37 protein-coding genes and 2 pseudogenes are annotated in these 24,705 nt (G+C 66.7%); 38 read left to right on the top strand and 1 reads right to left on the bottom strand.

The genetic code is table 11. The features are described from left to right. Positions 1-120 precede the first annotated feature (120 nt). The 28 genes and pseudogenes from fusA (at position 121) to OHB24_RS05555 (ending at position 17,912) form a co-directional block, all read left to right on the top strand. The gene (fusA, locus tag OHB24_RS05690; RefSeq protein WP_442913984.1) at positions 121-2,181 is read left to right on the top strand and encodes an elongation factor G; all 2,061 of its coding nucleotides are present in this window, start codon (positions 121-123) and stop codon (positions 2,179-2,181) included. A gap of 74 nt (positions 2,182-2,255) precedes the next feature. Continuing rightward, positions 2,256-3,449 carry an elongation factor Tu gene (gene tuf, locus OHB24_RS05685; protein WP_327637879.1) on the top strand — a complete coding sequence of 398 codons (1,194 nt, stop codon included), beginning with the start codon at positions 2,256-2,258 and terminating at the stop codon, positions 3,447-3,449. 359 nt (positions 3,450-3,808) lie between these two features. Next, on the top strand, positions 3,809-4,117 hold the full coding sequence (gene rpsJ, locus OHB24_RS05680; protein ID WP_012923688.1) for a 30S ribosomal protein S10: 309 nt from the start codon (positions 3,809-3,811) through the stop codon (positions 4,115-4,117). Between the two features lie 16 nt (positions 4,118-4,133). Beyond that, a complete protein-coding gene (rplC, locus tag OHB24_RS05675; protein ID WP_130384645.1) occupies positions 4,134-4,790 on the top strand; it encodes a 50S ribosomal protein L3 in 657 nt (218 codons plus the stop codon). Further along, complete coding sequence (rplD, locus tag OHB24_RS05670) at positions 4,787-5,479, top strand: 50S ribosomal protein L4 (protein WP_327637878.1); 693 nt, start codon at positions 4,787-4,789, stop codon at positions 5,477-5,479. Before rplC ends, rplD begins: the two co-directional genes overlap by 4 nt. Beyond that, the gene (rplW, locus tag OHB24_RS05665) at positions 5,476-5,781 is read left to right on the top strand and encodes a 50S ribosomal protein L23 (RefSeq protein WP_130384643.1); all 306 of its coding nucleotides are present in this window, start codon (positions 5,476-5,478) and stop codon (positions 5,779-5,781) included. The genes rplD and rplW overlap by 4 nt, the downstream gene beginning before the upstream one ends. Next, the gene (gene rplB, locus OHB24_RS05660; RefSeq protein WP_130384642.1) at positions 5,781-6,614 is read left to right on the top strand and encodes a 50S ribosomal protein L2; all 834 of its coding nucleotides are present in this window, start codon (positions 5,781-5,783) and stop codon (positions 6,612-6,614) included. Before rplW ends, rplB begins: the two co-directional genes overlap by 1 nt. A 15-nt stretch (positions 6,615-6,629) precedes the next feature. Next, a complete protein-coding gene (gene rpsS, locus OHB24_RS05655; protein ID WP_130384641.1) occupies positions 6,630-6,911 on the top strand; it encodes a 30S ribosomal protein S19 in 282 nt (93 codons plus the stop codon). A 52-nt stretch (positions 6,912-6,963) separates the two neighbouring features. Continuing rightward, positions 6,964-7,419: pseudogene (rplV, locus tag OHB24_RS05650) on the top strand (50S ribosomal protein L22); the annotation flags it as partial. A 148-nt stretch (positions 7,420-7,567) separates the two neighbouring features. Next, the gene (rpsC, locus tag OHB24_RS05645) at positions 7,568-8,434 is read left to right on the top strand and encodes a 30S ribosomal protein S3 (RefSeq protein WP_327637876.1); all 867 of its coding nucleotides are present in this window, start codon (positions 7,568-7,570) and stop codon (positions 8,432-8,434) included. Between the two features lie 3 nt (positions 8,435-8,437). Further along, positions 8,438-8,857 carry a 50S ribosomal protein L16 gene (gene rplP, locus OHB24_RS05640; protein WP_130384638.1) on the top strand — a complete coding sequence of 140 codons (420 nt, stop codon included), beginning with the start codon at positions 8,438-8,440 and terminating at the stop codon, positions 8,855-8,857. Next, on the top strand, positions 8,857-9,138 hold the full coding sequence (gene rpmC / locus OHB24_RS05635) for a 50S ribosomal protein L29 (protein ID WP_327637875.1): 282 nt from the start codon (positions 8,857-8,859) through the stop codon (positions 9,136-9,138). Before rplP ends, rpmC begins: the two co-directional genes overlap by 1 nt. Further along, entirely contained in the window at positions 9,135-9,431 is a 297-nt protein-coding gene (gene rpsQ, locus OHB24_RS05630) for a 30S ribosomal protein S17 (protein WP_327637874.1), read from the top strand. Before rpmC ends, rpsQ begins: the two co-directional genes overlap by 4 nt. 96 nt (positions 9,432-9,527) lie before the next feature. After that, positions 9,528-9,896, top strand: a complete 369-nt coding sequence (gene rplN / locus OHB24_RS05625; protein ID WP_012923677.1) for a 50S ribosomal protein L14 — start codon at positions 9,528-9,530, stop codon at positions 9,894-9,896. A gap of 1 nt (position 9,897) precedes the next feature. Continuing rightward, positions 9,898-10,287, top strand: a complete 390-nt coding sequence (gene rplX, locus OHB24_RS05620; RefSeq protein ID WP_327637873.1) for a 50S ribosomal protein L24 — start codon at positions 9,898-9,900, stop codon at positions 10,285-10,287. Continuing rightward, positions 10,287-10,859 (top strand): 50S ribosomal protein L5, encoded by a 573-nt coding sequence (gene rplE / locus OHB24_RS05615; RefSeq protein ID WP_327637872.1) that lies wholly within the window; start codon positions 10,287-10,289, stop codon positions 10,857-10,859. Before rplX ends, rplE begins: the two co-directional genes overlap by 1 nt. 1 nt (position 10,860) lies before the next feature. Further along, complete coding sequence (locus OHB24_RS05610; RefSeq protein WP_012923674.1) at positions 10,861-11,046, top strand: type Z 30S ribosomal protein S14; 186 nt, start codon at positions 10,861-10,863, stop codon at positions 11,044-11,046. A 94-nt stretch (positions 11,047-11,140) separates the two neighbouring features. Then, on the top strand, positions 11,141-11,548 hold the full coding sequence (gene rpsH / locus OHB24_RS05605) for a 30S ribosomal protein S8 (RefSeq protein ID WP_130384633.1): 408 nt from the start codon (positions 11,141-11,143) through the stop codon (positions 11,546-11,548). 27 nt (positions 11,549-11,575) lie between these two features. Beyond that, positions 11,576-12,118: a 50S ribosomal protein L6 gene (gene rplF, locus OHB24_RS05600; RefSeq protein WP_327637871.1), complete on the top strand. Its 543-nt coding sequence runs from the start codon at positions 11,576-11,578 to the stop codon at positions 12,116-12,118. Between the two features lie 2 nt (positions 12,119-12,120). After that, positions 12,121-12,504: a 50S ribosomal protein L18 gene (gene rplR, locus OHB24_RS05595; RefSeq protein WP_131286343.1), complete on the top strand. Its 384-nt coding sequence runs from the start codon at positions 12,121-12,123 to the stop codon at positions 12,502-12,504. Positions 12,505-12,532: 28 nt separating this feature from the next. Then, on the top strand, positions 12,533-13,132 hold the full coding sequence (gene rpsE / locus OHB24_RS05590) for a 30S ribosomal protein S5 (RefSeq protein WP_327637870.1): 600 nt from the start codon (positions 12,533-12,535) through the stop codon (positions 13,130-13,132). Further along, positions 13,132-13,314 (top strand): 50S ribosomal protein L30, encoded by a 183-nt coding sequence (gene rpmD / locus OHB24_RS05585; protein WP_327637869.1) that lies wholly within the window; start codon positions 13,132-13,134, stop codon positions 13,312-13,314. Before rpsE ends, rpmD begins: the two co-directional genes overlap by 1 nt. 1 nt (position 13,315) lies before the next feature. Beyond that, complete coding sequence (gene rplO / locus OHB24_RS05580; RefSeq protein ID WP_131335170.1) at positions 13,316-13,756, top strand: 50S ribosomal protein L15; 441 nt, start codon at positions 13,316-13,318, stop codon at positions 13,754-13,756. A gap of 134 nt (positions 13,757-13,890) precedes the next feature. Next, entirely contained in the window at positions 13,891-15,192 is a 1,302-nt protein-coding gene (gene secY, locus OHB24_RS05575) for a preprotein translocase subunit SecY (protein ID WP_327637868.1), read from the top strand. Further along, positions 15,192-15,764, top strand: a complete 573-nt coding sequence (locus OHB24_RS05570; RefSeq protein ID WP_327637867.1) for an adenylate kinase — start codon at positions 15,192-15,194, stop codon at positions 15,762-15,764. The genes secY and OHB24_RS05570 overlap by 1 nt, the downstream gene beginning before the upstream one ends. A 4-nt stretch (positions 15,765-15,768) precedes the next feature. Further along, a complete protein-coding gene (map, locus tag OHB24_RS05565) occupies positions 15,769-16,593 on the top strand; it encodes a type I methionyl aminopeptidase (RefSeq protein ID WP_327637866.1) in 825 nt (274 codons plus the stop codon). A gap of 63 nt (positions 16,594-16,656) precedes the next feature. Beyond that, positions 16,657-17,100: a DUF1707 SHOCT-like domain-containing protein gene (locus tag OHB24_RS05560; protein WP_327637865.1), complete on the top strand. Its 444-nt coding sequence runs from the start codon at positions 16,657-16,659 to the stop codon at positions 17,098-17,100. Beyond that, complete coding sequence (locus OHB24_RS05555; protein ID WP_327637864.1) at positions 17,058-17,912, top strand: hypothetical protein; 855 nt, start codon at positions 17,058-17,060, stop codon at positions 17,910-17,912. Before OHB24_RS05560 ends, OHB24_RS05555 begins: the two co-directional genes overlap by 43 nt. Here OHB24_RS05555 and OHB24_RS05550 read toward each other — a convergent pair. Next, the gene (locus tag OHB24_RS05550) at positions 17,893-18,750 is read right to left on the bottom strand and encodes an NAD(P)-dependent oxidoreductase (RefSeq protein WP_327637863.1); all 858 of its coding nucleotides are present in this window, start codon (positions 18,748-18,750) and stop codon (positions 17,893-17,895) included. The two genes, OHB24_RS05555 and OHB24_RS05550, sit on opposite strands and share 20 nt — an antisense overlap. A gap of 76 nt (positions 18,751-18,826) precedes the next feature. On the opposite strand from OHB24_RS05550, the gene OHB24_RS05545 reads away from it, so the two are divergent. From OHB24_RS05545 to OHB24_RS05500, 10 genes and pseudogenes are all read left to right on the top strand, one after another. Beyond that, positions 18,827-19,156: a winged helix-turn-helix transcriptional regulator gene (locus OHB24_RS05545; protein WP_327637862.1), complete on the top strand. Its 330-nt coding sequence runs from the start codon at positions 18,827-18,829 to the stop codon at positions 19,154-19,156. A 97-nt stretch (positions 19,157-19,253) separates the two neighbouring features. Then, complete coding sequence (gene infA / locus OHB24_RS05540; RefSeq protein ID WP_012923661.1) at positions 19,254-19,475, top strand: translation initiation factor IF-1; 222 nt, start codon at positions 19,254-19,256, stop codon at positions 19,473-19,475. 33 nt (positions 19,476-19,508) lie between these two features. After that, positions 19,509-19,622, top strand: a complete 114-nt coding sequence (gene rpmJ, locus OHB24_RS05535; RefSeq protein ID WP_008361054.1) for a 50S ribosomal protein L36 — start codon at positions 19,509-19,511, stop codon at positions 19,620-19,622. Positions 19,623-19,805: 183 nt separating this feature from the next. Then, entirely contained in the window at positions 19,806-20,177 is a 372-nt protein-coding gene (gene rpsM, locus OHB24_RS05530; RefSeq protein ID WP_020388083.1) for a 30S ribosomal protein S13, read from the top strand. 35 nt (positions 20,178-20,212) lie between these two features. Further along, entirely contained in the window at positions 20,213-20,620 is a 408-nt protein-coding gene (gene rpsK, locus OHB24_RS05525; RefSeq protein ID WP_130384622.1) for a 30S ribosomal protein S11, read from the top strand. Between the two features lie 26 nt (positions 20,621-20,646). Further along, on the top strand, positions 20,647-21,255 hold the full coding sequence (rpsD, locus tag OHB24_RS05520) for a 30S ribosomal protein S4 (RefSeq protein ID WP_131286331.1): 609 nt from the start codon (positions 20,647-20,649) through the stop codon (positions 21,253-21,255). Between the two features lie 100 nt (positions 21,256-21,355). Further along, positions 21,356-22,381: a DNA-directed RNA polymerase subunit alpha gene (locus tag OHB24_RS05515; protein ID WP_130384620.1), complete on the top strand. Its 1,026-nt coding sequence runs from the start codon at positions 21,356-21,358 to the stop codon at positions 22,379-22,381. Between the two features lie 68 nt (positions 22,382-22,449). After that, a complete protein-coding gene (gene rplQ, locus OHB24_RS05510; protein WP_327637861.1) occupies positions 22,450-23,139 on the top strand; it encodes a 50S ribosomal protein L17, sunset domain variant in 690 nt (229 codons plus the stop codon). Positions 23,140-23,335: 196 nt separating this feature from the next. Further along, positions 23,336-23,470, top strand: a pseudogene (locus tag OHB24_RS05505) (helix-turn-helix domain-containing protein); the annotation flags it as partial. Positions 23,471-23,901: 431 nt separating this feature from the next. Continuing rightward, positions 23,902-24,690, top strand: coding sequence for an RNA-guided endonuclease TnpB family protein (locus OHB24_RS05500; protein ID WP_327641017.1), 789 nt, complete (start codon positions 23,902-23,904; stop codon positions 24,688-24,690). Positions 24,691-24,705 lie beyond the last annotated feature (15 nt).

Raw genomic sequence — 24,705 nt, 5'->3', positions numbered from 1 at the left:
GGAGTCCGAACCGGACTCCAGAACTCACCCCTTTGACGCAGTAACAGAATCGAGAGGTAGACCACCGAGGTGGCCGTACAAATCACCACCGACCTGGCCAAGGTCCGCAACATCGGGATCATGGCCCACATCGACGCCGGCAAGACGACGACGACCGAGCGGATCCTCTTCTACACCGGTATCACTTACAAGATCGGTGAGGTCCACGACGGCGCCGCCACGATGGACTGGATGGAGCAGGAGCAGGAGCGCGGCATCACGATCACGTCCGCCGCGACGACCTGCACCTGGAAAGACCACACCATCAACATCATCGACACCCCGGGCCACGTCGACTTCACCGTCGAGGTGGAGCGCTCGCTGCGCGTCCTCGACGGTGCCGTCGCTGTGTTCGACGGTGTCGCCGGCGTGGAGCCGCAGTCGGAGACGGTCTGGCGTCAGGCCGACCGGTACGGCGTACCCCGCATCTGCTTCGTGAACAAGCTGGACCGGACCGGCGCGGAGTTCATGCGCTGCGTCGACATGATCGTCGACCGGCTGGCCGCGGTGCCGCTGGTGCTGCAGCTGCCGATCGGGTCCGAGGCCGACTTCATCGGCGTCGTCGACCTGATCGGGATGCGCGCGCTGACCTGGCGCGGCGAGACCACGATGGGTGAGGACTACACCGTCGAGGAGATCCCGGCGACCCACACCGAGATCGCCGCCGAATGGCGCGACAAGCTGATCGAGACGCTGGCCGAGGCCGACGACGAGATCATGGAGATGTACCTGGAGGGCGACGAGCCCACCCAGGAGCAGCTCGTCGCGGCCACCCGCCGCGCGACCATCGCGAGCAAGCTGACCCCGGTCCTGACCGGTACGGCGTTCAAGAACAAGGGCGTCCAGCCGCTGCTGGACGCGATCAACGCCTACCTGCCGAGCCCGATCGACGTCCCGGCCATCGAGGGCCACGACGTCAAGGACTCCGAGCAGGTCGTGCTGCGCAAGCCGGACGACAGCGAGCCGTTCTCGGCGCTGGCGTTCAAGATCGCGGCCGACCCGCACCTGGGCAAGCTGACCTTCATCCGGGTGTACTCGGGCAAGCTCGAGACCGGCACCCAGGTGCTGAACCCGACGAAGGGCCGCAAGGAGCGGATCGGCAAGATCTACCGGATGCACGCGAACAAGCGTGAGGAGATCGCGTCGATCGGCGCCGGCCACATCGTCGCCGTGATGGGCCTGAAGGACACCACCACCGGTGAGACCCTGTGCGACCCGGCGAAGCCGGTCGTGCTGGAGTCGATGCAGTTCCCGGCCCCGGTCATCTCGGTCGCCATCGAGCCCAAGTCGAAGGCCGACCAGGAGAAGCTGGGCGTCGCGATCCAGCGGCTCGCCGAGGAGGACCCGACCTTCCAGGTCCGGACCGACGAGGACACCGGCCAGACGATCATCGCCGGTATGGGCGAGCTGCACCTCGAGGTGCTGGTCGACCGGATGAAGCGCGAGTTCCGCGTCGAGGCCAACGTCGGCAAGCCGCAGGTCGCCTACCGCGAGACCATCAAGAAGAAGGTCGAGAAGGTCGACTACACGCACAAGAAGCAGACCGGTGGTTCGGGTCAGTTCGCGCGTGTGATCATCAACATCGAGCCGACCTCGGTCGAGGTGGGCGGCGAAGGCGGCTACGAGTTCGTCAACTCCGTCACCGGTGGCCGCATCCCCCGGGAGTACATCCCGTCGGTGGACGAGGGCGCCCAGGAGGCGATGGAGTTCGGCGTACTGGCCGGCTACCCGATGGTGGACGTCAAGGTCACGCTGACCGACGGCGCGTACCACGATGTCGACTCGTCCGAGCTCGCCTTCAAGATCGCCGGTTCGATGGCCTTCAAGGATGCCGCCCGCCGGGCGACTCCGGTCATCCTGGAGCCGATGTTCGCCGTCGAGGTCATCACGCCCGAGGACTACATGGGCGAAGTGATCGGCGACCTCAACTCCCGCCGTGGCCAGATCCAGTCGATGGACGAAGGCCCCGGTGGCAGCCGGGCCATCAAGGCCCTGGTGCCGTTGTCCGAGATGTTCGGGTATGTCGGCGACCTGCGGTCCAAGACCCAGGGCCGCGCGTCCTACTCGATGCAGTTCGATTCCTACGCCGAGGTTCCGAAGAACGTGGCGGAAGAGATCATCAAGAAGGCCCGGGGCGAGTAACTTCTCGCTCCTGACCACCACACCCACAGCGCGTCGGCGTACGGCGTAGTCAACATTTATCCAGGAGGGCCCCAGTGGCGAAGGCGAAGTTCGAGCGGACCAAGCCGCACGTCAACATCGGTACCATCGGTCACATCGACCACGGTAAGACCACGCTTACCGCGGCGATCACCAAGGTGCTGCACGACAAGTACCCGACCCTCAACGAGGCGTCGGCCTTCGATCAGATCGACAAGGCGCCGGAAGAGCGCCAGCGCGGTATCACCATCTCCATCGCGCACGTCGAGTACCAGACCGAGGCCCGGCACTACGCCCACGTCGACTGCCCGGGTCACGCGGACTACATCAAGAACATGATCACCGGTGCGGCTCAGATGGACGGCGCGATCCTGGTCGTCGCCGCCACCGACGGCCCGATGCCGCAGACGCGTGAGCACGTGCTGCTCGCCCGTCAGGTCGGCGTGCCGGCGATGGTCGTCGCGCTGAACAAGTGCGACATGGTCGACGACGAGGAGATCCTGGAGCTCGTCGAGCTCGAGGTTCGCGAGCTGCTCTCGGAGCAGGAGTTCGACGGCGACAACGCGCCGATCGTCCGCGTCGCCGCTCACCCGGCGCTGCAGGGCGACGCCAAGTGGGGCGAGTCGATCCTCGAGCTGATGGCCGCGGTCGACGAGTACATCCCGCAGCCGGCCCGTGAGATCGACAAGCCGTTCCTGATGCCGGTGGAGGACGTCTTCACCATCACCGGTCGCGGCACGGTCATCACCGGCCGGATCGAGCGCGGTGTCGTCAAGATCAACGAGACCGTCGACATCGTCGGCATCCGTCCGGAGAAGCAGACCACCACGGTCACCGGTATCGAGATGTTCCGCAAGCTGCTCGACGAGGGCCAGGCCGGTGAGAACGTCGGTCTGCTGCTTCGTGGCACCAAGCGCGAGGACGTCGAGCGCGGCATGGTCGTCATCAAGCCGGGCACCACGACGCCGCACACGAACTTCGAGGCGTCGGTCTACATCCTCTCGAAGGAGGAGGGCGGCCGTCACACGCCGTTCTTCCAGAACTACCGCCCGCAGTTCTACTTCCGTACCACCGACGTCACCGGTGTCGTCACGCTGCCCGAGGGCACCGAGATGGTCATGCCGGGCGACAACACCGACATGTCGGTCGAGCTGATCCAGCCGATCGCCATGGAGGACGGTCTGAAGTTCGCGATCCGTGAAGGTGGCCGCACCGTCGGCGCCGGCCGGGTCACCAAGATCCTCAAGTGATCTCATGAGGTCCGCGAGGGCTGCGCTACTGAGCCCTCGCGGACCTCTGCTTTGCGCCTGATCCGGCGCTCAGGTGGTACCGGATCAGGCGCGAAAGCCACCGATTGGCGTTTCGACGCCGATCGATGGCACAATATTCAGGTTGCTCAGGCGAGGCCGCCGGGGTGCGCCCCAGATCTTCTGATCTGGCTGGTGCGCTGGACCGGAGACCCTGCCGAGGTTCCGGTCCGAGACCGGGCCCCGATCACCAATCCAGGTCGACGAAGCGGTGGGTCACGCGTGTTCTCTGCGCACGACACACCCGACCTCGGGGGTCGGAGCAACACGACGAAGACGATAGAGAAGGACGAAGCGAAGCGATGGCGGGACAGAAGATCCGCATCCGGCTGAAGGCCTACGACCACGAGGTCATCGACAGCTCGGCACGCAAGATTGTCGACACGGTGACGCGTACTGGTGCGAAGGTTGCTGGCCCGGTGCCGTTGCCGACGGAAAAGAACGTGTTCTGCGTCATCCGCTCGCCGCACAAGTACAAGGACAGCCGCGAGCACTTCGAGATGCGCACCCACAAGCGGCTCATCGACATCATCGACCCCACGCCGAAGACCGTCGACTCGCTGATGCGTCTCGACCTGCCGGCCGGCGTCGACATCGAGATCAAGCTCTGAGGGACGCGAACAGCCAATGAGCAAGCTAAAGAACACGCGCGGTCTGCTGGGCACCAAGCTCGGCATGACCCAGACCTGGGACGAGAACAACCGCGTCGTCCCCGTGACCGTGGTCCAGGCCGGCCCGTGCGTCGTGACCGAGGTTCGCACCTCGGCCAGCCACGGGTACGACGGCGTCCAGATCGCCTTCGGCGACATCGACCCCCGCAAGGTGAACTCGCCGATGCGCGGCCACTTCGAGAAGGCCGGCGTGACCCCGCGCCGGCACCTGCTCGAGCTGCGGACCGCTGACGCCAGCGAGTACACCCTGGGCCAGGAGATCAAGGCCGAGGCCTTCGAGGCCGGCGAGCGGGTCGACGTATCCGCGACCAGCAAGGGCAAGGGTTTCGCCGGTGTCATGAAGCGGCACGGCTTCCACGGTCTGCGCGCCACCCACGGTGTGCACAAGAAGCACCGCTCGCCGGGTTCCATCGGCGGCTGCGCCACCCCGGGCCGGGTTTTCAAGGGCCTCAAGATGGCGGGCCGGATGGGCCACGAGCAGGTCACCACGCAGAACGTGTCGGTGCACGCGATCGATGTCGAGCGCGGCCTGATCCTGATCAAGGGCGCCGTCCCCGGCCCCAAGGGCGGCCTCGTGCTGATCCGCAACGCCGCGAAGGGAGCGTCGAAGTGAGCACCGTCGACGTCGTCGTCGTCAAGGGCGACAAGGTCAGCAAGAAGGGTTCCGCCGAGCTTCCGGCCGAGCTGTTCGACGTCCAGGTCAACGTGCCGCTGATCCACCAGGTCGTGGTGGCCCAGCTGGCCGCGGCACGCCAGGGCACGCACAAGGTGAAGCGCCGGGGCGAGGTGTCCGGCGGTGGCGCCAAGCCGTACCGCCAGAAGGGCACCGGTCGCGCCCGCCAGGGCTCGACCCGCGCGCCGCAGTTCACCGGCGGTGGCGTCGTCCACGGCCCCACGCCGCGTGACTACAGCCAGCGGACCCCGAAGAAGATGATCGCCGCCGCGCTTCGCGGTGCGCTGTCCGACCGGGCCCGTGACGGCCAGGTGTTCGTGGTCGAGAGCTTCGTGGAAGGCGACAAGCCCTCCACCAAGTCGGCCCTGAAGGTGCTGGGCGAGGTGACCGAGCCGGGTAAGGCGCTGGTCGTCGTCGACCGCGCCGACGAGCTCACCTGGCTGAGCCTGCGCAACGTGCAGCACGTGCACCTGATCGCCGCCGACCAGCTGAACGCGTACGACGTGCTGTGCAGCGACGCGATCGTGTTCACCAAGAGCGCGCTCGACTCGTTCGTCGCCGGCGCGCCCAAGGGCAAGTCCGTCAAGGCCGTCGCAACGTCGACTGAGGCCGAGGAGGTAGAGGCATGAGCCACGGAGTCAACAAGGACCCGCGTGACGTGCTGCTCCGGCCGGTCGTGAGCGAGAAGAGCTACGGCCTGCTGGACGAGCAGAAGTACACGTTCGAGGTCGCACCGGACGCCAACAAGACCGAGATCAAGCTCGCGGTCGAGAAGGTCTTCAAGGTCAAGGTCAGCGACGTCAACACTCTTAACCGCAAGGGCAAGCGGCGCCGGACCCGGTCCGGCTTCGGTAAGCGCCCGGACACCAAGCGGGCGATCGTGACCCTCAAGGGCGACGACCGCATCGACATCTTCGGAGGCCAGTCGTAATGGGAATCCGCAAGTACAAGCCGACAACGCCGGGCCGTCGTGGCTCGAGCGTGGCCGACTTCGTCGAGCTCACCCGTTCGACCCCTGAGAAGTCGCTGCTGCGTCCGCTGCCCAAGAAGGGCGGCCGGAACAACTCCGGCAAGATCACCACCCGGCACCACGGTGGCGGTCACAAGCGGGCGTACCGGCTGATCGACTTCAAGCGGTACGACAAGGACGGCGTGCCGGCCAAGGTCGCGCACATCGAGTACGACCCGAACCGGACCGCGCGGATCGCGCTGCTGCACTACGTCGACGGCGAGAAGCGCTACATCCTCGCCCCGACCAACCTGAAGCAGGGCACGGTCGTCGAGAACGGCCCGGCCGCCGACATCAAGATCGGCAACAACCTGCCGCTGCGCAACATCCCGGTCGGCTCCACGATCCACGCGGTCGAGCTGCGTCCGGGTGGTGGCGCCAAGATGGGCCGCTCCGCCGGTACCAGCATTCAGTTGGTCGCGAAGGAAGGCCGGATGGCCACCCTGCGGATGCCGTCCGGCGAGGTCCGGATGGTCGACGTGCGCTGCCGCGCCACCCTCGGTGAGGTGGGCAACGGCGAGCAGTCGAACATCAACTGGGGCAAGGCGGGCCGGATGCGCTGGAAGGGCAAGCGCCCGACCGTCCGTGGTGTCGCGATGAACCCGGTCGACCACCCGCACGGTGGTGGTGAGGGTAAGACCTCGGGTGGTCGCCACCCGGTGTCCCCGTGGGGCCAGCCGGAAGGCCGGACCCGCACCCGCAAGGAAAGCGACCGAATGATCGTCCGGCGCCGCAAGGCCGGCAAGAAGCGCTGATAGGGAGCCGGCCACATGCCACGCAGCCTCAAGAAGGGCCCGTTCGTCGACCACCACCTGGCAAAGAAGGTGGAGGTGCAGAACGAGAAGGGCACCAAGAACGTCATCAAGACCTGGTCTCGCCGATCGATGATCGTGCCGGACATGATCGGCCACACGATTGCGGTGCACGACGGCCGCAAGCACGTGCCGGTGTTCGTGACGGACTCGATGGTCGGGCACAAGCTCGGCGAGTTCGCCCCGACCCGGACGTTCAAGGGTCACGAGAAGGACGACCGGAAGTCACGGCGTCGCTGATCCGCGAGGACAGTGACGAAGCGAAAGCAATCTACGGAGAGATTCGAACATCATGAGCGTTCAAGAGCGTAGGGCGATCAGCGCCCGTCGCGAGAGCCTGCTGGGCGAGCAGCCCGGGGCCTTCGCGGTCGCGCGCTTCGTCCGCGTGACGCCGATGAAGGCGCGCCGCGTGGTCGATCTGGTGCGCGGTCTGGGCGTCGACGACGCACTCGCCACTCTGAAGTTCGCCCCGCAGGCCGCTGCCGCGACCGTGTACAAGGTCGTCGACAGCGCCGCGGCGAACGCCGAGGGCACCGAACACCTGAACCGCGCCGACCTGGTCGTGACGAAGGCCTATGTGGACGAGGGCCCGACGCTGAAGCGTCACCGCCCGCGGGCACAGGGCCGGGCGACCCGGATCGACAAGCGGACGAGCCACATCACCGTGGTCGTCGCGCCGCGCGTCGAGGCCGAGCCGGTCGAGAAGGCCCCGGTCAAGAAGGCAGCCGCGAAGAAGTCCGCGGACACCGCTGACACGGCGAAGAAGGCACCGGCGAAGAAGGCGGCCAAGAAGGCTGCCGACAAGCCGGCCGAGGCCGCCGAGAAGCCGGCCAAGAAGGCAACCGCCAAGAAGGCGGCTGCCAAGAAGGCCACCGCTGAGAAGAAGGAGTCCTGACGTGGGACAGAAGGTAAACCCGCACGGGTTCCGTCTCGGCATCAGCACCGACCACAAGAGCCGTTGGTACGCCGACAAGCTGTACAAGGACTACGTGGGCGAGGACGTCAAGATCCGTCGTCTGCTGAGCAAGGGCATGGAGCGCGCCGGTATCTCCCGTGTGGAGATCGAGCGCACCCGTGACCGGGTCCGGGTCGACATCCACACTGCTCGTCCGGGCATCGTCATCGGTCGCCGCGGCGCCGAGGCGGACCGGATCCGGGGCAGCCTGGAGGAGCTCACCGGCAAGCAGGTGCAGCTGAACATCCTCGAGGTGAAGAACGCCGAGGTGGACGCGCAGCTGGTCGCACAGGGTGTGGCCGAGCAGCTGTCCGGCCGCGTGGCGTTCCGCCGCGCGATGCGCAAGGCGATGCAGACCACCATGCGTGGCGGCGCCCTGGGCATCCGGATCCAGTGCTCCGGCCGTCTTGGTGGCGCCGAGATGTCGCGGTCGGAGTTCTACCGCGAAGGTCGGGTGCCGCTGCACACGCTGCGCGCCGACATCGACTACGGCTTCTACGAGGCCCGCACGACCTTCGGCCGGATCGGTGTGAAGGTCTGGATCTACAAGGGCGACGTCGCCGGCACTCGCGCCGAGCGCGAGGCGCAGGCTGCTGCTCGCGCCGCCACCCAGCAGCGTGGCCGTCCGGCCCGCCGTGACGGTGGCGACCGCGGTGACCGTGGTGGTCGCGGCGGTGACCGTGGCGGTCGCGGTGGTGACCGTGGCGGCCGTCGTGACGACCGCCGTGACAACAACGCGGCTCCGGCCGCCGAGGCGTCCGCGCCGGTTGCCGAGAAGGCAGCCGAGACGACCGGAACGGAGAGCTGAACAATGCTCATCCCCCGCAAGGTCAAGCACCGCAAGCAGCACCACCCGACGCGCTCCGGCGCGGCCAAGGGCGGTACGACGCTCGCCTTCGGTGACTTCGGCATCCAGGCACTGGAGAGCCACTACGTCACCAACCGGCAGATCGAGGCCGCGCGTATCGCGATGACCCGGCACATCAAGCGTGGCGGCAAGGTGTGGATCAACATCTACCCGGACCGTCCGCTGACCAAGAAGCCGGCCGAGACCCGGATGGGTTCCGGTAAGGGTTCGCCGGAATGGTGGATCGCCAACGTGAAGGCCGGTCGCGTGATGTTCGAACTCTCCGGTGTGCCGGAGGACATCGCTCGCGAGGCCATGCGCCGCGCGATCCACAAGTTGCCGATGAAGTGCCGCTTCATCACCCGAGAGGCAGGTGAGAACTGATGGCTACCCTGACCGCCGCTGAGCTGCGGAACCTGGGTCGTGACGAGCTGATGACGAAGCTCGGCGAAGCCAAGGAGGAGCTGTTCAACCTCCGGTTCCAGGCTGCCACGGGCCAGCTGGAGTCCCACGGCCGGCTGCGTGCCGTCCGTAAGGACATCGCCCGCATCTACACGGTGCTGTCCGAGCGTGCGCTCGGTATCACCGAGGAGGTCGACGCCCCGGTCGAGGCCGAGGTCGTCGCCGACGAAGCTGCGGACGACAGTGAGAAGGCCAACGCATGAGCGAGAACGTGAAGGACGAGACCGTGAGCACGACCCCCGAGGCGCGAGCCCACCGCAAGACCAGGGTGGGCCTGGTGCTGAGCGACAAGATGGACAAGACCGTCACCGTCGAGGTCGAGGACCGGGTCAAGCACAAGCTGTACGGCAAGGTCATTCGCCGTACCAGCAAGCTCAAGGCGCACGACGAGCAGAACGCCGCCGGAATCGGCGACCGCGTCCTCCTGATGGAGACCCGGCCGCTGTCGGCGACCAAGCGCTGGCGCATCGTCGAGATCCTCGAGAAGGCCAAGTAGCTGTTCCCGGTCATGCGATCGGCAACCAATTCGAAATTATTCGTTCCGCAAGGCTCACGTGAGTGAGAACCAGCGAGACAACCAGGAGATCAACAGATGATCCAGCAGGAGTCGCGACTGAAGGTCGCCGACAACACGGGTGCCAAGGAGATCTTGTGCATCCGCGTTCTCGGTGGCTCCGGTCGGCGCTACGCCGGTGTCGGTGACACGATCGTCGCCACCGTCAAGGATGCGATCCCCGGCGGCGGTGTGAAGAAGGGTGACGTCGTCAAGGCGGTCGTCGTGCGTACCGTGAAGGAGCGCCGGCGTCCGGACGGCTCCTACATCCGCTTCGACGAGAACGCCGCGGTGATCCTGAAGGCCGACGGCGAGCCGCGCGGCACCCGTATCTTCGGGCCGGTCGGCCGGGAGCTGCGCGAGAAGCGCTTCATGAAGATCATCTCGCTCGCGCCGGAGGTGCTCTGAGATGGCCCAGCAGAAGAAGCTGAACGTGAAGAAGGGCGATCAGGTCCGCGTGATCGCCGGTAGGTCCAAGGGCCTCGAGGGCAAGATCATTCAGGTCTTCCCGGACGACGAGAAGATCATCGTCGAGGGCGTCAACCGGGTGAAGAAGCACACCAAGGTGCAGCAGGCCCAGCGCGGCGGCACCACCGGTGGCATCGTCACCCAGGAAGCCCCGATCCACGTCTCGAACGTGGCGCTTCTTGTCGAGGTCGAGAAGGACGGCAAGAAGGAGAAGGTGACCACGCGCGTCGGCTACAACCGTGTCGAGGTGCAGAAGCGCCGTCCCGACGGTTCGACGTACACGGGTTTCCGGAGCGTCCGGATCGCCCGGCGTACCGGCGAGGAGATCTGATGACCACCGCAGTGAGTGAGACCAAGGTCCAGCCGCGGCTGAAGACGAAGTACCGCGAGGAGATCGTCGGTCAGCTGCACGAGCAGTTCAAGTTCGAGAACGTCATGCAGGTGCCCGGCCTCACCAAGATCGTGGTGAACATGGGCGTCGGCGAGGCGGCTCGCGACTCGAAGCTGATCGAGGGCGCCGTGAAGGACCTGGCCGCGATCACCGGCCAGAAGGCGCAGGTCACCAAGGCCCGCAAGTCGATCGCGCAGTTCAAGCTGCGTGAGGGGATGCCGATCGGCGCCCACGTGACGCTGCGCGGCGACCGGATGTGGGAGTTCCTGGACCGGCTGCTGGCGCTTGCGCTGCCCCGGATCCGCGACTTCCGCGGCCTGTCCGCGAAGCAGTTCGACGGCACTGGGAACTACACCTTCGGTCTGACCGAGCAGGTCATGTTCCACGAGATCAACCAGGACCGGATCGATCGTGTCCGGGGCATGGACATCACCGTGGTGACCACCGCGAAGAACGACGACGAGGGTCGGGCCCTACTGCGGGCGCTCGGCTTCCCGTTCAAGGAGAACTGACGTGGCGAAGACAGCACTCAAGGTCAAGCAGGCCCGGAAGCCGAAGTTCGCGGTGCGTGGCTACACGCGCTGCCAGCGCTGCGGCCGGCCGAAGGCGGTCTTCCGCAAGTTCGGCCTGTGCCGGATCTGCCTGCGGGAGATGGCGCACCGGGGCGAGCTGCCCGGCGTGACCAAGTCCAGCTGGTGACCGTCTCCACCCCCGAACTTCTCCCTATTCACCACCATCTAGTCACCGTAGGTCGCCGGACGGCGAAACCACGGCGGGAAAGAGGCCCCAGGCCATGACGATGACCGACCCGATCGCAGACATGTTGACGCGTCTGCGGAACGCCAATCAGGCGTACCACGAGTCGACCACGATGCCGTACAGCAAGATCAAGCAGGGCATCGCCGACATCCTCCAGCAGGAGGGCTACATCGCCTCCTACCAGGTCGAGGACCCCAAGGAAGGGGCCGTCGGCAAGACACTGACCGTTGACCTGAAGTTCGGCCCGAGCCGGGAGCGCTCCATCGCGGGCGTCCGCCGGATCAGCAAGCCGGGCCTGCGGGTCTACGCGAAGTCGACCAGCCTGCCCAAGGTCCTCGGTGGCCTGGGCGTCGCGATCATCTCGACGTCCCAGGGACTGCTGACCGACCGTCAGGCCAAGAACAAGGGCGTTGGCGGGGAAGTCCTCGCCTACGTCTGGTGACGAAGAACCGGAAGGAGGACCACAGAAATGTCTCGCATCGGTAAGCTCCCGGTCACGGTCCCGTCCGGCGTCGACGTCACGATCGACGGCCAGACGGTCACTGTCAAGGGTCCCAAGGGTCAGCTGTCGCACGTCGTCGCTGAGCCCATCGCGGTCGACCGGGACGAGGACGGCGCCATTGCCGTCTCCCGCCCCGACGACCAGCGCAAGAGCAAGGAACTGCACGGCCTCTCCCGCACCCTGATCGCCAACCTGGTGACCGGCGTGACGGACGGCTACGAGAAGAAGCTCGAGATCGTCGGCGTCGGGTACCGCGTCCTGTCCAAGGGACCGACCCAGCTGGAGTTCTCGCTCGGGTACAGCCACACGATCACGGTCGATGCCCCCGACGGCATCACCTTCAACGTGGAGGCGCCGACCCGCTTCTCGGTCATCGGCATCGACAAGCAGTCGGTCGGTGAGGTCGCCGCGAACATCCGCAAGCTGCGCAAGCCCGAGCCGTACAAGGGCAAGGGTGTGCGGTACGCGGGCGAGCAGGTGCGCCGCAAGGTCGGAAAGGCTGGTAAGTAACCATGGCGATCGGACTGCGTCCGCACAAGCACTCCGCCAAGAAGACGGCTTCCCGGCTGCGTCGGCAGATCCGGGTCCGGAAGAAGATCAACGGCACGGCCGAGCGGCCGCGCCTGGTGGTCTCGAAGTCGTCGAAGCACCTGTTCGCGCAGGTCATCGACGACGTCGCCGGCAAGACGCTGGTCTCGGCTTCCACCATGGAGGCCGACCTGCGTGGCGCGGAGGCGAACAAGACCGACAAGGCCAAGACCGTCGGCGGCCTGATCGCCGACCGGGCCAAGGCCGCCGGCATCGACTCGGTCGTGTTCGACCGGGCCGGGAACAAGTACCACGGCCGCATCGCGGCCCTGGCCGACGCCGCCCGCGAGGGCGGGCTCGGCTTCTGATGGCGACAAGGGAAGAAGGTAGTTCGAAATGAGCGGAGGCCAGCAGCGTCGCGGAGGCGGCGCCGGTGGTGAGCGCCGGGGCCGTGACGGTGGTCGCGGTCAGCAGGCGGACAAGACCGCCTACATCGAGCGTGTGGTAGCCATCAACCGTGTCGCCAAGGTCGTGAAGGGTGGTCGTCGCTTCAGCTTCACCGCCCTCGTGGTCGTCGGCGACGGCGATGGCACCGTCGGTGTGGGTTACGGCAAGGCCAAGGAGGTGCCCGCGGCGATCGCCAAGGGTGTCGAGGAGGCCAAGAAGGCGTTCTTCAAGGTGCCGCGGATCCAGGGCACCATCCCGCACCCGGTCCAGGGCGAGAAGGCCGCAGGCGTTGTCATGCTGCGTCCGGCCGCTCCCGGTACCGGTGTGATCGCGGGTGGCTCGGCGCGCGCCGTGCTGGAGTGCGCCGGTATCCACGACATCCTCAGCAAGTCGCTGGGCTCGTCCAACTCCATCAACGTGGTGCACGCCACCGTTGAGGCGCTGCGCAGCCTGGAGACCCCGGAGGCCGTGGCCGCGCGCCGTGGCCTCACGGTCGAGCAGGTCGCTCCTGCGGCGCTGCTGAAGGCGCGGGCGGAGGCGGCTTCCTGATGGCACGCTTGAAGGTGACCCAGATCCGTTCGGGCATCGGTGGTAAGCAGAACCAGCGCGACACGCTGCGCACCCTGGGCGTCAAGCGGATCGGCGACAGCGCCGTCCACGAGGACAAGCCCGAGGTTCGCGGCATGGTGCGGACGGTTCGCCACCTCATCACCGTCGAGGAGGTCGACTGACATGGCGCTCAAGGTTCATCACCTGCGTCCGGCGCCCGGCGCCAAGACCGCCAAGACCCGCGTGGGTCGTGGTGAGGGCAGCAAGGGCAAGACCGCCGGCCGCGGTACCAAGGGCAGCAAGGCGCGTAACAACATCCCCGAGTGGTTCGAGGGTGGCCAGATGCCGCTGCACATGCGGCTCCCGAAGCTGAAGGGCTTCAAGAGCAGGAACCGGGTGGAGTTCCAGGTCGTTAACCTGGACAAGCTCGGACAACTGTTCCCCGAAGGTGGCGAGATCGGCATTGCCGACCTGGTCGCCAAGGGCGCGGTCCGTAGCGGTCAGCCGGTCAAGGTACTGGGTGACGGCGAACTGACCGTGGCACTGCAGGTCTCGGCCAACAAGTTCTCCAAGTCCGCCACGGACAAGATCCAGGCGGCTGGGGGAACCACGACCGAGGTGTGACACGAGGTCCAGGGCTCGTAACGCCCGGTGCTTGATATCCTGCGCCGGTCGGACGGGCCCTGGTTCGTCTCTTGCCCAGCGGCTTAGCTAGGCCCCTGCCGTGCCCGCGGTAGGGAAACTTGTGGGAGGACAGGGTGTTAGGCGCCTTTGCCAACGCGTTCAAGACTCCGGACCTGCGCCGGAAGATCTTGTTCGTGCTCTTCATCGTCGTGATCTTCCGGATCGGCTCCGTCGTTCCGGCTCCCGGTGTGAACGTTCAGTCGCTGCACACGTGTATCAAGATCTCGCAGGGCGGCGCGAACGCCAACCTGTACAACTTGATCAACCTGTTCTCCGGCGGCGCACTGCTGCAGCTCGCGATCTTCGCGCTCGGCATCATGCCGTACATCACCGCCAGCATCATTCTGCAGCTGTTGACCGTGGTGATCCCGCGGCTGGAGTCGCTGAAGAAGGAAGGCCAGGCGGGCCAGGGAAAGATCACGCAGTACACCCGATTCCTGACCGTCGGTCTGGCGATCCTGCAGTCCACCGCGTTCGTCGCGCTGGCTCGGACGCCTGGACGGCTGTTCCAGGGCTGCAGCGAGCCGCTGCTGTACAAGGACGACTGGTTCACCATCATGGTGATGGTGCTGACCATGACCGCCGGCACCGGCATCATCATGTGGCTCGGCGAGCTGATCACCGACCGTGGCGTCGGTAACGGTATGTCGATCCTGATCTTCACCCAGATCGTCGCCACCTTCCCGACCCAGCTGTGGAGCATCCGCAAGCAGAAGGGCATCACCACCTTCGTCGTGGTGATCGCGATCGGTCTGGTCATCATGGCCGCGGTCATCTTCATCGAGCAGGCCCAGCGCCGGATCCCGGTGCAGTACGCCAAGCGCATGGTGGGCCGCAAGATGTTCGGCGGCACCTCGACGTACATCCCGCTGAAGGTCAACCAGGCCGGCGTCATCCCGGTCATCTTCGCCTCCAGCCTGCTGTATCTCCCCGTTCTGATCAGTCAGTTCCAGCAGGGCAAGGGCTGGTCGAACTGGATCCAGGGGAACTTGGTCAAGGGCGACCACCCGATCTACATGGCGACGTACGTCGCTCTGATCATCTTCTTCACGTACTTCTACGTCTCGATCACCTTCAACCCGAAGGAGGTCGCCGACAACATGAAGAAGTACGGCGGCTTCATCCCGGGGATCCGGGCGGGTCGGCCGACCGAGGAATACCTGAAGTACGTGTTGGACCGCATCACGCTGCCCGGCGCGATCTACCTCGCGGTGATCTCGATGATCCCGCTGGTCGCTCTCGTCCTGCTGAACGCGAGCCAGAACTTCCCGTTCGGCGGTACGTCGATCCTGATCATGGTCGGCGTCGGACTCGACACGGTGAAGCAGATCGAGAGTCAGCTGCAGCAGCGAAACTACGAAGGGTTCCTGCGCTGATGAGAATGTTGCTGATGGGTCCGCCCGGGGCGGGCAAGGGCACGCAGGCAAAGGTGCTTGCGGACCGCCTGAAGATCCCGGCCGTGTCCACCGGCGACATCTTCCGTGCGAACGTGAAGGACGAGACGCCGCTGGGCGTCGAGGCCAAGCGGTACATGGATGCCGGCGACTACGTCCCGGACGAGGTCACGAACGCGATGGTGCGCGACCGGCTGTCCGAGGCCGACGCGGGCGAGGGCTTCCTGCTCGACGGGTACCCGCGGACGCTGGCCCAGGTGGGCACGCTGGACGAGATCCTGGCCGACCACGGTCACAAGCTGGATGCGGTGGTCGCGCTGGTCGCCGACATCGACGTGCTCGTCGAGCGGATGACGAAGCGGGCGCACATCGAGGGCCGGACGGACGATTCCGAAGAGGTCGTCCGGCACCGGCAGGACGTCTACACGGCCGAGACCAAGCCGCTGCTGCAGGTGTACGCCGAGCGCGGTCTGCTGGTCGAGGTCGACGGCGTCGGCGAGATCGACGAAGTGAGCGAGCGGGTGCTCGCCGCGCTCAAGACGGTGACTGACTGACCCGATGATGTTCAGGGACCGCGGTATCGAGATCAAGACCCGCGAGCAGATCCTCTCGATGCGTAAGGCCGGCCTGGTGGTCGGCCGCACGCTGGAGCTGCTCCGCGGGGCAGTCCGGGTGGGCATCACCACGGGCGAGCTGGACGCGATCGCGGAGGACAACATCCGGTCCTCCGGCGCGACGCCCTCGTTCAAGGGGTACCACGGGTTCACCGGCTCGATCTGCGCGTCGGTGAACGACGAGATCGTGCACGGCATCCCCGGCGACCGGGTGCTCGCCGCCGGTGACCTGATCTCGATCGACTGTGGTGCGATCGTGGACGGGTGGCACGGCGACGCCGCGATCACCGTGCCGGTCGGCGAGGTGGATGCGGAGCTGCTGGAGCTCGCCCGGATCTGCGAGGAGTCGATGTGGCGCGGGTTCGCCGCGGCGCGGCTCGGCGGGCGGCTGTCGGACATCTCGGCCGCGGTCGAGGCGCATGTCCGCGCGAACTCGTCGTACGGGATCGTCGAGGACTTCGTCGGGCACGGGATCGGTTCGGCGATGCACCAGCCGCCGAACGTGCCGAACTTCGGCCGTCCCGGCCGTGGCCCGAAGCTGGTCGAGGGCATGGCCCTGGCCGTCGAGCCGATGCTCACGCTCGGCAAGCAGGACAACCACACGCTCGAGGACGACTGGACGGTCGTCACGGACGACGGCCGGTACGCCGCCCACACCGAGCACACCTTCACGCTGACACCGGTCGGCCCGTGGGTGCTGACCGCGCTCGACGGCGGGGAGTCCCAGCTCGCCGACCTCGGCGTGAAGTTCGGCGCCCTGGCCGACTGACCGACCCTGCGGGTCCACCCGTTGGGGGACGCGGAGGGACCGGGGCTGAGGCACACTTGAGACATGCCTCAGTACCAGCCGCACCAGCGTTTCACCGAATCCGACCGGGACAAGATCGCCGGACGGTTGCGGGACGCGTTCGCGGACGGCCGGCTCGACCAGCCCGAGTTCTCGTCGCGCCTCGATCAGCTCTACACCGTGCAGACGTACGGCGAGCTCGAGCCGCTGGTGCGTGACCTGCCCGCGGTCCGGACGTACGAGACGCCCAAGGCGGTGCAGGACAGCAAGCCGGCGCCGGAACCGGGGAACTTCCCGGAGCGGAAGAAGGACAACCACCCGCATCGCGGCGGAGCGGTCGGCGGCTTCACCGGCGTCGTCATGATCAACGTGGTGATCTGGTTCGTGATCGGGCTCGGCAACGGCGGGCACTGGCCGCACTTCTGGCCGGTCTGGCTGCTGATCCCGTGGGCGATCATCGCCCTCGGCGGCCTGGGCCGGCGCCGTTGACGGCGGCCCAGGTCAGTCGCCGCGTCGTCGGTCCCCGGCTGCGGCCGGATCTGGCGTGGCAGCTGCACCAAGGGGCCGCGATCGTCTATGTCATCTGGTTCGCCGTCGCCGTACCGCTGGCGATCGTCGGGCTGCTGCTGGAGCCGCGCTGGGTGGGCTGGATGGTGCTGGCCTGGTTCCTGGTGCTGATCGGGTTCACGGTGCTGCTGCGGATCCGTGACGGCCGGCGGCGCCGGGCGTGGGCCGATGCCGCCGGACAGCTCGGCTGGCGGCTCAGCGCGTCCGGGACGGAGCTGCTGGATCGTTGGCCGTTCCCACCGTTCGACGCGGACCCGAAGGCCGAGGTCGTCGACGTGACGTCCGGCAGCCATCGCGGCCGGGAGTTCTGGACCGGGCGGTTCCGGCACAAGGTACGGCGGCGTGAACTCGGCTTCGACTTCCTTGATCTGCACGTGGATCGGCCCCTGCCGCCGCTGCAGGTGCTGCCGGCAGGGCTGGCGCCGGTCGCGGCAGCCAGCTACCTGCCGTTGCCGTTGACGATCGACGGACTGCCGGCGCAGTACCGCTTGTTCAACGGGCGCGAGGACCACGCGACGGCGGTCCTGCATCCGCGGGCGGTCGAGACGCTGGCCGGCGTACCGGCGTTCGGCTTCAGCTGCGAGGGACGGCGGTTCGTCGCGATCCTTCCGGCGTACCGCGACGCGACCACCGCCCTCGCGCAACTGGACGCGGCCTGCGACCTGCTGGACCTGATGCCCGAACAGATCTGGCGCGCGGGCGAGCAATGGGCCGCTACCCAGCAGGAGTCCTGAGCAGGTCGACGAGCGCCGCCACGTCCGCATCGCCGTGCCCAGCGGCAACTGCCCTGCGCAGCAGCTCGCCCATCGGCGCCACCAGCATCGGGTCGACGCCTTGTGCCGTGGACGTGTCGGTCAGGTTGTCGTAGGCGGCTGATTGCATCGCGAGGTTCGAGCCGGCTGTGTCAGTCGGCCCGTTGTCGAGGTCCTTGGCGATGCGGGGCAAGGAGCCGAGCATCGCGGTCAGCCACGGGAGCAGGAAGTGTTCCGTGAAAGGTTCGGCGCGGATGTCCTCGGTGCCGATCAGTGCCAGTGCGTGCTGGGCGCCGCCGAACATCCCGTACATCGCGCTCAGCAAGGCGACGTCGTGGAGCGCAGCGAGCCCCGGGTCTGCACCGACGTACTCGGGACGTGCCAGGACGGACAGGGCGGCGCGGTGCTGCTCGAAAGCTTCCGGTACGCCGCTGTAGAAGATGAAGGCCGCGGGGCCACCGATCATCGCGGGGACGGCCATGATCCCGCCGTCGACGTACTGCGCTCCTGCGGTCGTGACTCGCTCCGCGGTGGCCCGCGCCTGGTCGGGCGTGCTGTTGGTGAGGTTGACGATCGTCTTGCCGGTGAGGTCGATGCCGTCGAGCGTGCTGCGGACGGTGTCGTCGACGAGCAGGCAGACGACGACGAGCGGGCCGGCCGCGATCGCCTCGCCGGCGGTCGCGGCGCGAACCGCGTCGAGCTCGGGGGCGCGGCCGGGCGTGCGGTTCCAGACGGTGGTCGGATGGCCGGCGGCCAGGAAGGCCCGGGCGAGAGCGGTCCCCATCGCCCCGAGCCCCAGGACGGTGACAGGTGTCTTCATACCGTCCACCCTGGAGCCGAGGCTTTAGGATGGGCAAGTACCCACTAAATAGTGAGGTACTGACAGAAAGGTAAGTATGCGCGCCTACACCTGTGGTCTGGATGCGGCCGCCGACGTGATCGGTGGGAAGTGGAAGCCGCGGATCCTGTGGGCGCTGCACCACGGGCCGATGCGGTTCGGGGAGCTGCGGGGGGAGATCACCGGGGTGACCGAGAAGATGCTGATCCAGCAGTTGCGGGAGTTGGAGTCGCGTTACATCGTGCATCGGGAGGTGTTCCACCAGGTGCCGCCCAAGGTGGAGTACTCACTCACCGAACTCGGGCAGTCACTGAACGAAGCGCTGATACCCTTGGATACCTGGGGATCGGATCATCTGACCGAGCTCGAGGCCTCGCGGGTGCGCTGACCGGGTCTCGATTGGGTTTCGCCTGGGTGTGTGGCGTAGACTCTTTCCTTGGCTACTTTGTGGCCATAGCCAGTCACGTCTACAGAAGTGCGAGGACATGCCCAAAAAAGAGGGAGTTATCGAACTCGAGGGCACCATCGTCGAGGCCCTGCCGAACGCGATGTTCCGTGTTGAGCTGTCCAACGGGCACAAGGTGCTCGCGCACATCAGCGGCAAGATGAGGCAGCACTACATCCGGATCCTCCCCGAGGACCGGGTCGTCGTGGAGCTGTCGCCGTACGACCTCACCCGGGGTCGCATCGTCTATCGGTACAAGTAAGACCCACCAACACCTGTCGAAGAAAGTAGCTCGATGAAGGTCAATCCGAGCGTCAAGAAGATCTGCGACAAGTGCAAGGTGATCCGCCGTCACGGCCGGGTCATGGTGATCTGCGAGAACCCGCGGCACAAGCAGCGGCAGGGCTGACAAAGCCTTCACGCAGTAGCACAGCACTTTCGCACCACAGCGCGCATGCTCGTCCGGGATCCGTCCCGGACGTCGCCCCCGGAACAGAGGCCGGGGCCTTGCCGGTGAAGCACAACGAGTCACCGAGGCGGGCAAGGACGCAGCGCGCCACCACACCTCTGCTGACGAAAGGAACACCGCCACATGGCACGCCTCGTAGGAGTCGACCTTCCGCGCGACAAGCGCATCGAGGTCGCTCTCACCTACATCTTCGGTGTAGGTCGTACTCGCGCCCTGAAGACGCTCGAAGCCACCGGGATCTCCGGTGACAAGCGCGTCCACGAACTGGGTGACGAAGAGCTGGTCAAGCTCCGGGACTTCATCGAAGGCAACTACAAGATCGAAGGTGACCTCCGTCGCGAGGTGACCGCGGACATCCGCCGCAAGATCGAGATCGGGTCGTACCAGGGTCGCCGGCACCGCAGCGGGCTTCCGGTGCGCGGTCAGCGCACGCGGACCAACGCCCGTAGCCGCAAGGGCCGCCGTAAGGCGATCGCCGGCAAGAAGAAGAAGTGACCCGGATGACTTTCGACCACCCCAGGAGCAACTGAATGCCTCCCAAGAGCCGCAGCGCGGCCGGCGCGAAGAAGGTGCGCCGCAAGGAGAAGAAGAACGTGGCCGCCGGCCACGCGCACATCAAGAGCACGTTCAACAACACGATCGTGACGATCACCGACCCGACCGGCGCGGTCATCTCGTGGGCTTCCGCGGGCACCGTCGGCTTCAAGGGTTCGCGTAAGTCGACCCCGTTCGCCGCGCAGATGGCCGCCGAGGCCGCCGGGCGCCGGGCGATGGAGCACGGCATGCGCAAGATCGACGTGTTCGTCAAGGGTCCCGGCTCCGGCCGTGAGACCGCGATTCGTTCGCTGGGTGCGGTCGGCCTCGAGGTCGGCACCATCCAGGACGTCACCCCAGTCGCCCACAACGGATGCCGCCCGCCGAAGCGGCGCCGGGTCTGATCCCAGAGAGAGGAAGGTAGCGAACCATGGCCCGTTACACCGGACCTATGACCAAGAAGTCGCGCCGTCTCGGGGTCGACCTCGTCGGTGGCGACAAGGCGTTCGAGCGTCGTCCGTACCCGCCGGGTATGCACGGCCGCGGCCGCCCGAAGGAGAGCGAGTACCTGCTCCAGCTGCGCGAGAAGCAGAAGGCGCGTTACTCGTACGGCGTTCTCGAGAAGCAGTTCCGCCGGTACTACGAGGAGGCCTCGCGGCGCTCCGGCAAGACCGGTGACAACCTGCTGCAGATCCTCGAGTCCCGCCTGGACAACGTGGTCTACCGCTCCGGCCTGGCCCGGACGCGTCGGCAGGCCCGTCAGCTCGTCGTGCACGGTCACTTCACCGTGAACGGCGTCAAGGTGAACATCCCGTCGTACCGCGTTTCGGCTCACGACATCATCGATGTCAAGCAGAAGTCGGTCGAGACGACGCCGTTCATCATCGCCCGGGAGACGCACAGCGAGCGCGTCGTACCGGCTTGGCTCGAGGTGATGCCCGAAAGGCTGCGGATCCTCGTCCACCAGCTGCCGACCCGGCAGCAGATCGACACCCAGGTCGCCGAGCACCTGATCGTCGAGCTCTACTCGAAGAACTGACCCGGTTCCGGCCGGCGGCCTCCGGGCCGCCGGCCGGATCGGTGCGTTCTTCCTTCGCGACCTCAAATAGTGGTCGTCGCGGAACAGAAAGAAGACAGAAGTGCTTATCGCACAGCGCCCCACCCTGACCGAAGAGGTCGTCGACGAGTACCGCTCGCGGTTCGTGATCGAGCCGCTGGAGCCGGGCTTCGGTTACACCCTCGGCAACTCGATCCGCCGGACCCTGCTGTCCTCCATCCCGGGGGCCGCCGTCACCAGCATCAAGATCGACGGTGTCCTGCACGAGTTCTCGACCGTTGCCGGGGTCAAGGAAGACGCCACCCAGCTGATCCTGAACCTGAAGGACCTGGTCGTCTCCTCCGAGCACGACGAGCCCGTCACCATGTACCTGCGCAAGCAGGGCCCCGGTGACGTCACCGCCGCCGACATCGCGCCGCCGGCCGGTGTCGAGGTGCACAACCCGGACCTGAAGATCGCCACCCTGAACGAGAAGGGCCGGCTCGAGATGGAGCTGGTCGTCGAGCGGGGCCGCGGCTACGTGTCCGCCGTACAGAACAAGTCCGCCGACGCCGAGATCGGCCGGATGCCGGTCGACTCGATCTACTCGCCGGTCCTCAAGGTCACCTACAAGGTCGAGGCGACCCGTGTCGAGCAGCGCACCGACTTCGACCGCCTCGTGGTCGACGTCGAGACCAAGCCGTCGATGCTGCCCCGCGACGCCGTCGCGTCGGCCGGTAAGACGCTGGTCGAGCTGTTCGGCCTGGCCCGCGAGCTGAACGTCGAGGCCGAGGGCATCGACATCGGCCCGTCGCCGGTCGACGAGCAGATGGCCGCCGATCTGGCCCTGCCGGTCGAGGACCTGCAGCTGACCGTCCGGTCGTACAACTGCCTGAAGCGCGAGGGCATCCACACCGTGGGTGAGCTGATCTCGCGCAGCGAGCAGGACCTGCTGGACATCCGGAACTTCGGCTCCAAGTCGATCGACGAGGTCAAGCTGAAGCTGGCCGAGATGGGCCTGTCGCTGAAGGACTCCCCGCCCGGGTTCGACCTGCGCGCCGCGTCCGGTGCCTACGGCAACGAGGCGGATGACGAGGACGAGAGCTTCGCCGAGACCGAGCAGTACTGAGCTGACCAAGGCCCGTCGGGCCCTACATCCCTTCGGCCCGACGGGCCTTAGATTCCTGGAGTTACGAGATGCCAACCCCCACCAAGGGTGCCCGGCTGGGCGGCAGCCCGGCGCACGAGAAGCTGATCCTCAGCAACCTCGCGACGTCGCTGTTCGAGCACGGCGCCATCACCACCACCGCGGCCAAGGCCAAGCGCCTGCAGCCGCTGGCGGAGCAGATGATCACCAAGGCCAAGCGTGGTGACCTCAACTCCCGCCGCCAGGTGATGAAGCGGATCAAGGACAAGAGCGTCGTGCACGTGCTCTTCACCGAGATCGGCGAGCGGTACGCCGACCGTCCGGGTGGCTACACCCGGATCACCAAGCTCGGCCCTCGCAAGGGCGACAACGCGCCGATGGTGAAGATCGAGCTGGTCGAGGCGCTGTCGGACTCGCCGAAGGCGAAGAAGACCGCTGCCAAGAAGGCGCCGGCGAAGAAGGCCGCCGCGGCCGAGACCAAGGTCGAGGACGCTCCGGTTCAGGACGCGCCGGTGCAGGACGTCGTGTCCGGCAAGTTCGACAACTCCGCCGCCCCGCTCGAGGACGGCTCTGCGCCCGAGGGCTTCACCATCAAGGGCAACGAGAACTCGATGAAGTTCCACACCACCGAGTCGCCGTGGTACGACCAGACGGTCGCCGAGGTCTGGTTCAAGACCGAGGCGGACGCCGAGGCCGCGGGCTTCGCCAAGGCCGGCGAGACCGAGGACGACGACAAGTAAGTAAGACGCCGACGAGGCCCCCTCACCGCACGGTGAGGGGGCCTCGTCGCGTTCGTTGGCGCGCGGTTGAGACGGCCTGGGGGCTGACGCGCGCCGGGTGTCGACAGCTGATTTGTGTCGGTGGTGTCGGCGAGACTGCTCCTATGCCTGCCTGTGCCGATGCCACTGATCGGGTGTGGCGCGGCGTCGTCACGTTATGCGTGGACTCGTCGTGACGCTGCGGGCGTACAGGTATGCGCTGAATCCGACTCCCCGTCAGGCGAGGTATCTGGATGGGCATTGCGGTGCGGCGCGTAAGGCTTTCAACTGGGGTCTTGGCCGGGTCAAGGCGGTTATGGAGCAGCGGGCGGCCGAAGCCACCTACGGCGTCTCTGCGGAGATGCTGACGTCGGCGATCTCCTGGTCGATGTACTCGCTGCGGAAAGCCTGGAACCTGGCCAAGGCGACGGTCGCTCCCTGGTGGGCGGAGTACTCGAAGGAGGCCTACGCCTCCGGCCTGACCCAACTCGCAGCCGCGCTGAAGAACTGGGGCGCCTCGCGCAAGGGTAAGCGTGCCGGTCGCTCAATGGGATTCCCGAGGTTCAAGTCCAAGCGCAAGGCGGTCAGGTCGTGCCGGTTCACGACCGGCGCCATCGGCTGCGACGACCGGTACGCCGTCCTACCACGGATCGGGCGGGTCCGGCTGCACGAGGCGCCCGCACCGGAGTTGCTTGACGGTACGGCCCGGATCGTGGCGGCGACGATCCGGCTCGAGCGTGGCCGGTGGTTCGTGTCGTTCACTGTCGAACAGGACACGCCCGTCCGGGCCCCGAAACGCCCCGGCGCTGCGGTCGGCGTGGACCTGGGCATCAAGAGTCTCGCGGTGCTGGCCGAACTGGGCGGAGCGCTCGCCGCGGTGTCGACCCCAAGCACCTGGACGCGGCGCTGCGAAAGCTCGGGAAGCTGTCGCGTCGGGTGTCCCGCCGGGTCGGGCCGGACCGCCGCACCGGTCAGGTGCCGTCGAACCGGTGGAAGCGCGCCAACGCTCACCGCAACCGGGTCCACCACACGGTGGCCTATCAGCGCGCCGACGCCCTGCACAAGCTGACAACCTCGATCGCCCGCGAGTACGGGACCGTTGTCGTGGAAGACCTGAACGTCGCGGGGATGTTGAAGAACAAGCGTCTTGCTCGCCGGATCGGTGACGCGGGGTTCGGCGAGATCCGGCGGCAACTGGCGTACAAGACCCAGTGGAACGGCGGACGGTTGATTGTGGCGGACCGGTGGTTTCCGTCGAGTAAGACCTGTTCGGGGTGTGGAGTGGTGAAAGCCAAGCTGCTCTTGTCCGAACGTGTCTACAGGTGTGAGCTCTGCGGTCTGGTGATGGATCGTGATGAGAACGCGGCGAGGAATCTTGCCGCGCTGGCGGTCGCCGCGAGTGGTGCGGAGACGTTAAACGGACGTGGAGCCGACCAGAAGACCCGGGTTACCGGGCGGGTGGCTGCGAAACGTCTACCCGGCAGCGGTGAGTGTGAGACCGGGACCGCCTTGCCAGAGGCTGCGAGTGTGTAGCTAGTGTCCTACTCA

The sequence above is a fragment of the Kribbella sp. NBC_00482 genome, assembly GCF_036013725.1.
Lineage (GTDB): Bacteria > Actinomycetota > Actinomycetes > Propionibacteriales > Kribbellaceae > Kribbella.
This window is presented reverse-complemented; position numbering and strand designations above follow the sequence as displayed.